8 protein-coding genes and 1 rRNA gene are annotated in these 7,941 nt (G+C 69.6%); 6 read left to right on the top strand and 3 right to left on the bottom strand.

Annotation, left to right across the window (positions count from 1 at the left end; translation table 11 throughout):
• Positions 1-126: 126 nt before the first annotated feature.
• The gene (locus AB0M83_RS47895; protein WP_364529298.1) at positions 127-1,062 is read right to left on the bottom strand and encodes an LLM class F420-dependent oxidoreductase; all 936 of its coding nucleotides are present in this window, start codon (positions 1,060-1,062) and stop codon (positions 127-129) included.
• Between the two features lie 5 nt (positions 1,063-1,067).
• On the bottom strand, positions 1,068-1,679 hold the full coding sequence (locus AB0M83_RS47890) for a TetR/AcrR family transcriptional regulator (protein WP_364529295.1): 612 nt from the start codon (positions 1,677-1,679) through the stop codon (positions 1,068-1,070).
• A gap of 130 nt (positions 1,680-1,809) precedes the next feature.
• On the opposite strand from AB0M83_RS47890, the gene AB0M83_RS47885 reads away from it, so the two are divergent.
• From AB0M83_RS47885 to AB0M83_RS47860, 6 genes are all read left to right on the top strand, one after another.
• Complete coding sequence (locus AB0M83_RS47885; RefSeq protein ID WP_364529292.1) at positions 1,810-2,331, top strand: hypothetical protein; 522 nt, start codon at positions 1,810-1,812, stop codon at positions 2,329-2,331.
• Positions 2,332-2,350: 19 nt separating this feature from the next.
• Complete coding sequence (locus AB0M83_RS47880) at positions 2,351-3,301, top strand: oxidoreductase (RefSeq protein WP_364529289.1); 951 nt, start codon at positions 2,351-2,353, stop codon at positions 3,299-3,301.
• Positions 3,302-3,326: 25 nt separating this feature from the next.
• On the top strand, positions 3,327-4,328 hold the full coding sequence (lipA, locus tag AB0M83_RS47875) for a lipoyl synthase (protein ID WP_364529286.1): 1,002 nt from the start codon (positions 3,327-3,329) through the stop codon (positions 4,326-4,328).
• A gap of 44 nt (positions 4,329-4,372) precedes the next feature.
• Positions 4,373-5,023: a DedA family protein gene (locus tag AB0M83_RS47870; RefSeq protein ID WP_364529283.1), complete on the top strand. Its 651-nt coding sequence runs from the start codon at positions 4,373-4,375 to the stop codon at positions 5,021-5,023.
• 65 nt (positions 5,024-5,088) lie between these two features.
• On the top strand, positions 5,089-5,958 hold the full coding sequence (locus AB0M83_RS47865) for a patatin-like phospholipase family protein (protein ID WP_364529280.1): 870 nt from the start codon (positions 5,089-5,091) through the stop codon (positions 5,956-5,958).
• Between the two features lie 104 nt (positions 5,959-6,062).
• Complete coding sequence (locus AB0M83_RS47860) at positions 6,063-7,274, top strand: Ig-like domain-containing protein (protein WP_364529277.1); 1,212 nt, start codon at positions 6,063-6,065, stop codon at positions 7,272-7,274.
• A 576-nt stretch (positions 7,275-7,850) separates the two neighbouring features.
• Here the strand turns inward: AB0M83_RS47860 and rrf are convergent.
• A 5S ribosomal RNA gene (gene rrf, locus AB0M83_RS47855) occupies positions 7,851-7,941 on the bottom strand; the annotation flags it as partial.

Below are 7,941 nucleotides of genomic sequence, written 5' to 3'. Positions count from 1 at the left end.
GCTCGCGCTGGCGCACCACCGGGAGAGCCGCCGTCCGGAGCCGCTGCCGATCGGCCAGGTCATCGCGTACGGGCTGGAGATCCTGCCCGCCCTCGAGTCTGACGCACCGAACGCCACATTGGGGCGCTAGTCCAGCTGCGGTGCGACCTCAGCCGCGATGAGCTCGATCTGGTCCACATCGGACAGATCCAGCAGCTGCAGGTAGACCCGGGTGATCCCGGTCTTCTCCCGCCACTGCCCGATCCGGTCGACGACCTCGGCGGGCGTCCCGGCCAGGCCGTTCGCCCGCAGCTCGGCCTCGTCCCGGCCGACGGCCGACGCCCGCTGCGCGACCTCCGCGTCGGAGCGGCCGACGGCGATGGTCAGCGCCACCGAGCGCAGGATCTCCTTGGGGTCGCGGCCGATCGCCTCGGCCGCGGCGTCGACGCGGGCGAACTGCGCGGCCGCGGTGTCGGCGTCCACGAACGGCAGGTTGAACTCGTCCGCGAACCGGGCCGCCAGGGCCGGCGTGCGCTTCTTGCCCTGGCCGCCCACGATCACCGGCGGCGCCGGGGACTGCGCGGGCTTCGGCAGGCCCGGCGACTCCGTCAGGGAGTAGTACTCGCCCTTGAACGAGAACGTCGAGCCCGCCGGCGTCTTCCACAGCCCGGTGATGATCTCGAGCTGTTCGGCGTAGCGGTCGAAGCGCTCCTTCAGCGGCGGCAGCGTGAGGCCGTACGCCTCGTGCTCGGCGTCGTACCAGCCGGAGCCCAGACCGAACTCGACGCGCCCGCCGGACATCTGGTCGACCTGGGCGACCGAGATGGCCAGCGGACCCGGGTACCGGAACGTCGCCGCGGTGACGAGCGTGCCGAGCCGGATCCGGCTGGTCTCCCGGGCCAGGCCGGCCAGGGTGATCCAGGCGTCGGTCGGGCCGGGCAGGCCGTCGGCCGAGCCCATCTTCAGGTAGTGATCGCTGCGGAAGAAGGCGTCGTAGCCGGCGTCTTCGGTCGCCTTGGCGACCCGCAGGAGTTCGTCGTAGCTGGCCCCTTGCTGGGGCTCGGTGAAGATCCTCAAGTCCACGAAAGTCAGCCTATAGAGACGTCGGGCTCCGCGCGCCGCAGCCGTACCAGCATGCGGACGATCACGTCCTCGATCTCGGCGCCGACCTTCTTCGGGTCCGGCGAGCTGGCGATTTCGGTCGCCGCGCTGGAGAGCGCGCCGAACAGCAGCCGCGCGGTGACCTCGACCGGCACGGGCTCGACCTCGCCCGCGTCGATCAGCGACTGCAGGCCGGAGCGGACGAGCCCGAAGCTGCACCGCTCCTCGGCTTCGCGCCAGCGCTCCCAGCCCATGACGACCGGGGCTTCGTGGATGGCGATCCGCTGGTAGGCCGGGTCGAGGCACGCGCGGATGAACGCGTTGAGCCCGCCGAGGGCCCGCTCCCACGGCGTGCCCTCACCGGTCATGATCTTGTCGAGACGGTCGTAGACGAGGCTTTCGACCTGGTCGAACGCGGCTTCGAAGAGGGCTTGCTTGCCGCTGAAGTGGTGGTAGAGCGCACCCTTCGTGACGCGGGCGCGTTTGGCGATCTCGTCGAGCGAGGTACCCGCGTAACCGCGTTTGGTGAACAGTTCCACCGCGCTGTCGACGAGCGCCGACCGCGTCGACTCCGAGTAGTCGAGTCGTCTGGACCTCATTGTCGCCACCTTCACAACCTTACGCCCGGAGGATCTCTCCATACTCATGGTATGTTCGCCTCGTCAGGTCCGTACCGGGAGTATGCCGCAGACCCGCGGTATGACCCGGGCCACGGAAGGGGAGCCCACGATGAGCTGGACAGACTTCTACCGACGTCAGGAAATCCTCGAAGCGGTCGTCCGCTTGGCGGGCCGCAACCCGGCCGCGCCGCTGGCGCTCGACGAGGTTCCCGGTGCCGAAGAGCACTTCGGCACCGAGGAGAACGTCCTCCTGGCGCTGCAGTACCAGTGGACGAGGACGCTGAGCGGCCGCCTGCGCGCCGAGGTCACCGACCCGGACGACGCCGACGGCCTCGGTGACCACGTCGACGCCGTCACCCGCGCCTGGCGCGCGTCCGTCGAAGAGCACGAGACGCTGCGCGCGGTGCTCGACGGCGGCTACGAGCGGCACGCGTCGCTGCGCCGGATGCACGAAGGCGAGCTGCGGATGCTCGCCGTCACGGCCGGGCTGGCCGACCCGCGCGAGCCGGCCGAAGAGATCGTCAAGGTGGGTCACGCGCTCGAGGCGCTGCTGCGCACGAGCCGCGACGAGCCCGCGCGCCGCCGTCCCGTCATGGGACACCTGCGGCGCCTGCTCGCGCCGAGTGCGTAACAGGAGTAGATAGAAGCGCATGACGGAGCGCTGGACCGACGCCGACATCCCCGACCAGACCGGCCGGACCGTGCTGGTCACCGGAGCGAACTCGGGGCTCGGGCTGCGCACCGCCGAGGTGCTCGCGGGCAAGGGGGCCCGCGTGCTCCTCGCCTGCCGCTCCGCCGAACGCGGGGCGAAGGCACTGGACCTCGTCAAAGCGGCCGCCGCGGGCGCCGAGCCCGAGCTCATCCCACTGGACCTGAGCGAGCTCGCCTCGGTGCGCGCGGCCGCCGCGTCGGCCCGGGAGCTGACCGGCGACAAGCTGGACGTCCTGGTCAACAACGCCGGCGTGATGGCGACCGCCCGCGGCCGCACCTCCGACGGCTTCGAGCTGCAGTTCGGCACCAACTACCTCGGGCACGCGGCGCTGACCTGGCTGCTGATGCCCGCCCTGCGCGGCGGACGGCACGCCCGCGTCGTCACGCTGTCGAGCCTCGCCGCCACCGGCGCGCGCATCCACCTCGACGACCCGAACGCCGAGCACCGCCGCTACAACGCGGCCGCCGCGTACGGCCAGTCGAAGCTCGCCGACCAGGTGTTCGCGCTCGAGCTGGACCGTCGGCTGCGCGCGGCGGGCTCGGACATCCTGAGTGTCGCCGCGCACCCCGGGTACACCGCGACCGGGCTCGGCAGCGGCATGGCGCGGTCGTATTCGAACCCGGTGGTCCGGTCCCTCATCGCCGGCGGCCACCGCCTCGGCGAGGTCCTGTTCGCCCAGGGCCCCCGGATCGGCGCCCTCCCCCAGCTCTACGCGGCGACGGCGGACGGCGTCGAAGGCGGCGCCTATTTCGCCCCGCGCGGCCTCGGAAACCTGCGCGGTCACCCGGTCGCGGTGCGCGCGGTGGCCGCCGCGCGCAGTGAGTCGCTGGGGTCCGCGCTGTGGGAGCTGACGGCGAAGTTGACCCAGGTCACCCCCGATCCCGCGTAGCCCGGACGGGCGTACGGTTGAGGGCGTGAGTGCTGCGCCTGAAGGCCGGAAGCTGCTGCGTCTGGAAGTCCGCAACAGTGAGACGCCGATCGAGAAGAAGCCGCCGTGGATCAAGACGCGGGTGCGGATGGGGCCGGAGTTCACCGAACTCAAGGGTCTCGTGCGCCGCGAGGGTCTGCACACGGTGTGTGAAGAGGCGGGTTGTCCCAACATCTACGAATGCTGGGAAGACCGGGAGGCCACGTTCCTCATTGGTGGGGACCAATGCACCCGGCGGTGCGATTTCTGTCAGATCGACACGGGTAAGCCCGCTGCTTTGGACCGCACGGAGCCGCGGAAGGTCGCGGAGTCCGTTCAGGCGATGGGTCTGCGGTATTCGACGGTCACCGGTGTTGCTCGTGATGATTTGGCTGACGGTGGGGCGTGGCTGTACGCCGAGACCGTCCGGCAGATTCACGACCTGAACCCGGGTACCGGTGTCGAGTTGCTGATTCCGGACTTCAACGCCGACCCGGCGCAGTTGGCCGAGGTCTTCGGCTCGCGGCCGGAAGTTCTGGCGCACAACGTGGAGACGGTGCCGCGGATCTTCAAGCGGATCCGTCCCGGGTTCCGGTACGCACGGTCCCTCGAGGTCATCACTGCCGCACGTGAAGCGGGTTTGGTGACGAAGTCGAACCTGATCCTGGGTATGGGCGAGACCCCGGACGAGGTCGCTCCGGCGATGCAGGACCTGGTGGACGCGGGCTGCGAGATTTTGACGATCACGCAGTATTTGCGTCCGTCGCCGCGGCATCACCCGGTGGATCGGTGGGTGAAGCCGGAGGAGTTCGTCGAGCACTCTCAGGCTGCGGAGGCGATGGGCTTCGCGGGGGTGATGGCGGGGCCGCTGGTCCGGTCGTCGTACCGCGCGGGACGGCTCTACGCGCAGACCAAGGCCCACCGCGGCGAGGAGCTGCCGGAGAACCTGGCGCACCTGGCCGCCGAAGGCCCGGCCGCCCAGGAAGCCGCGTCGCTGCTGGCGCGGTGACGCACGTCACCCCACCATCCTTAAAGGATCGGTAAAGTGGCCGCATGGCCCTGGTTTCGGACCTCCTCAGCTGGTTGCAAGGACTCCCGGAACCGGGGCTCGTCGCGGCGACCGGCGGCCTGGTCTTCGCCGAGTGCACGATCGGGCTCGGTTTCCTGGCCCCCGGCGAGTCCGGGCTGCTCGTCGCCGCGACGACGGCGAACACCCTCCCCCGGTTCCTGGTCCTGTGGCTGGTGGTCACGCTCTGCGCGACGGCGGGCGACGCCCTCGGCTACCTGATCGGCCGGCGGTTCGGCCCCCGGCTGCGCGAGACGAAGCTGATCCGCAAGTACGGCCTCGAAGCGTGGAACAAGGCGACCTCGGTCCTCGAGCGCCGGGGCGCGTGGGCGGTGTTCTTCGCCCGGTTCCTGCCGGTGATCCGCACGCTGACCCCGGCCGCGGCGGGAACGTCCGGACTGCCGTTCCGGCGTTTCCTCCCCGCGGCCGCCGCCGGGGCGTTCTGCTGGTCCCTGCTCCACATCAGCATCGGCGCGGCCTTGGGCGAGGCGGCGAAGCGGATCGAAGGCGCGGTGAGCACGGGCGGCCTGATCGCGGTCGGCGTGCTCGCGGCGGCCGGGGTGTTCTTCCTGTTGCGCATGAAGAAGCGGAAGGCTTTGGCCGCCGAGCCGGAACGCGAGCCCGAGCGGATCCCCTGACCCGAGCGTCGCGGTCGCCCCGGGCGGCACGACCTGCGACAGCCGGGCTTACTACATTCGGCGGTATGAGTCTCGCGGATCTTCCCCGGCCGATCGGGTTCGTCTTCGGCGGGGGCGGCAGCCTCGGTGCCATGCAGGTCGGCATGCTGCGCGCGCTCACCGAAGCCGGTCTCACGCCGGACCTCGTGGCGGGCACGTCGGTCGGCTCGCTCAACGCGGCCGTGCTGGCCCTGCCCGGCAACGACGCCCTGGCGCGCCTGCACGGAATCTGGGCGCACATGACACGCGCCGAGGCGTTCCCCGGCGGCGTGCTGAGCCGCGTCCGGACGCTGACGCAGAGCAAGACGCACCTGTTCCCCAACAGCGGCCTGACGACGATCATCGCCGGCCACCTCGGCGCCGAAACCCGCTTCGAGGACCTGGTGCTGCCGCTCGGCGTCGTCACGACGCAGGTCGACACGGCCGAGCCGTTGCTGATCCGGACCGGCCGGCTGCTCGAGCCGTTGCTGGCGAGCTGCGCGATCCCGGGGATCTTCCCGCCGGTGGAGCACGAAGGGCGGCTGCTCTACGACGGCGGGCTCGTCGCGAACGTGCCGATGCGGCAGGCGCTGGCGATGGGCGCGCGGTCGCTGGTGGTGCTCGACTGCGCGTTCCCGGGGAAGCTGCCAGGAGCGCCGCGGACGTTCGCCGAGGTGATGATGTTCACCGCGATGATCAGCATGCGGAACCAGGCCGTGCTGGAAGCGCCGCTCGCGGCCTCGAAGGTGCCCGTGGTGTACCTGCCGGGGCCGGCGCCGGTACGTGTGAACCCGCTCGATTTCGGGCACACCGAAGCACTGGCGGAAGAGGCGTACTCGGCCGCACGGGAGTTCCTCGACGGGATTTCGGTGAGCGGGCCGGGACTCTACGGGGCACCGGGCCTCGTCGTCACGTGATCCGCGTCACGCGGATGCACCGATCCGCCGGGAAGAACGTCATCGCTATCGCGTAGTTTTGATGATGAATGCCCGCCGACCCCAATTCCCAAAAAAGAGACAATATGCCCCCCAAGAAGACTTTACTTTCGGTGGCCGGAATCCTCGCCGGAGCACTGCTGCTTTCCGCTTGCTCGTCCGGTGACGACGGCGGCTCACCCGGCGGTGGGGCGCCCGTGTCCGGTTCCGCGTCGGCTTCGGCGACCCCGGTCGCCGTGTCGTTCGAGCCCGCGGGCGGCACGGGGGTGAACCCGGCGACGCCCATCGTCGTCAAGGCCGCCAACGGGAAGCTCCTCGACGTCACGGTGACCAACACCGCGAAGGGGAACAAGGTCGGCGGCAAGCTGGCCGACGACGGCGCGAGCTGGACGTCCACCGAGCCGCTCGGCTACGGCGTGACGTACAAGATCGTCGCGCACGCCCAAGGCGCCGACGGCAAGGCGGTCGAGCAGGACAATCAGATCAGCACGATCGCGCCGAAGAAGCAGGCGAACGCCAACCTGATCCCGGCACCGTCCGCGGTGGCGAGCACCGGCGTCGGCGTCGGGCAGCCGATCGTGTTCAGCTTCGGGAAGATCGCCGTGAAGAACAAGGCGGCGGTGGAGAAGGCCCTGACGGTCGAGTCGACGCCGAAGCAGGACGGCAGCTGGTACTGGATCGATGACTCGAACGTCCACTACCGGCCGAAGGAGTACTGGAAGGCCGGCACGACGCTGAAGGTGACGGCGAAGATCTACGGCGTCGATTTCGGCAACGGCGTCTTCGGCGCGGAGGACCGCACGGAGACGTACAAGGTGCACGATTCCTGGATCGCGAAGGCGGACGGGAACACCGAGCAGATGCAGATCTTCCACAACGGCGCGATGGTGAAGTCCATGCCGATTTCGATGGGCAAGGACGCGACCCCGACACATTTGGGCGCGCACGTCATTTCGGACAAACAGGCGAATTACACTATGGACTCGTGCACGTACGGCGTCTGCCCGCCGGACCCGAAGGCGTACCGCTCGAACGAGAAGTTCTCGGAGCGGATCTCCAACGACGGCGAGTTCGTCCACGAGAACCCGAACAGCGTGGGGCAGCAGGGAAGTTCGAACGTCTCGCACGGCTGCATCAACCTGAACGCGGCGAACGCCGAGTGGTTCTTCCAGAACATGGGCCTCGGCGACGTCGTCGAGGTGACGAACTCCGGCGGCCCGCAGCTCCCGGTGTGGGACCTGTACGGCGACTGGTCCAAGTCCTGGGCCGACTGGCAGGCCGGCTCCGCCCTGAAGTAACCCACCTCAGCAACCCACTTCGTCCGTACCCCCAGGGGCCGGGAGCTCCGCTCCCGGCCCCTTCTCCATCCCACCCGCCCCTCACCCCGACCCTCCAGGCACGCGACCCGACTCCCTGGGTACGCGACTCGACCCTCCAGGTATGTGTGTCGTCCCTCCAATCACACGTGATGCCCCTCCAGTCACGTGAGATGCCCCCTCGATCACGCGAGATGCCCGGGCGAGCACAAGCCCGGCCGGCTACGGCCATGAGTTCCGGCTTCAATCACGCGAGTTCCGGCTCGGATCACGCGAGTTCCGCCCCGAGTCGCGCCGGCACCGGAGGCTGGCAGGGTCGGCCGGTGTGATTGACGAGCCAACTCGCGTGATCAGGGACGTGACTCGCGTGATTGAAGGCGGAACTCGCGTGATTGAACGGACGACACACATACCCGGACCGTCGGCTCGCGTACCCAGAGGGTCGGCTCGCGTACCCAGGCGGTCGGATCGGGTGTGTGGAGTGGATGTGGGCATGAGAAAAGGGCCTAGGCCGGGAGACTCGCGTCTCAACCGGGCCCAGGCCCTTCCCCAACGTAAGTTCGGCGGTGTCCTACTCTCCCACAACCCTTCGGTTGCAGTACCATCGGCGCTATCAGGCTTAGCTTCCGGGTTCGGAATGGGACCGGGC

Origin of the sequence: Amycolatopsis sp. NPDC051106, from assembly GCF_040682775.1 — a bacterium.
GTDB lineage: Bacteria > Actinomycetota > Actinomycetes > Mycobacteriales > Pseudonocardiaceae > Amycolatopsis.
The sequence above is the reverse complement of the archived record's forward strand: the minus strand, read 5'-3'. Positions and strand labels throughout refer to the sequence as shown.

Bases quoted from the DNA above. Each gene is read 5' to 3' on its own strand.
- AB0M83_RS47870 (WP_364529283.1), top strand. From the start codon at position 4,373: ATGGCCCTGGTTTCGGACCTCCTCAGCTGGTTGCAAGGACTCCCGGAA.
- AB0M83_RS47880 (WP_364529289.1), top strand. From the start codon at position 2,351: ATGACGGAGCGCTGGACCGACGCCGACATCCCCGACCAGACCGGCCGG.
- AB0M83_RS47860 (WP_364529277.1), top strand. From the start codon at position 6,063: ATGCCCCCCAAGAAGACTTTACTTTCGGTGGCCGGAATCCTCGCCGGA.
- AB0M83_RS47885 (WP_364529292.1), top strand. From the start codon at position 1,810: ATGAGCTGGACAGACTTCTACCGACGTCAGGAAATCCTCGAAGCGGTC.
- AB0M83_RS47865 (WP_364529280.1), top strand. From the start codon at position 5,089: ATGAGTCTCGCGGATCTTCCCCGGCCGATCGGGTTCGTCTTCGGCGGG.
- AB0M83_RS47890 (WP_364529295.1), bottom strand. From the start codon at position 1,679: ATGAGGTCCAGACGACTCGACTACTCGGAGTCGACGCGGTCGGCGCTC.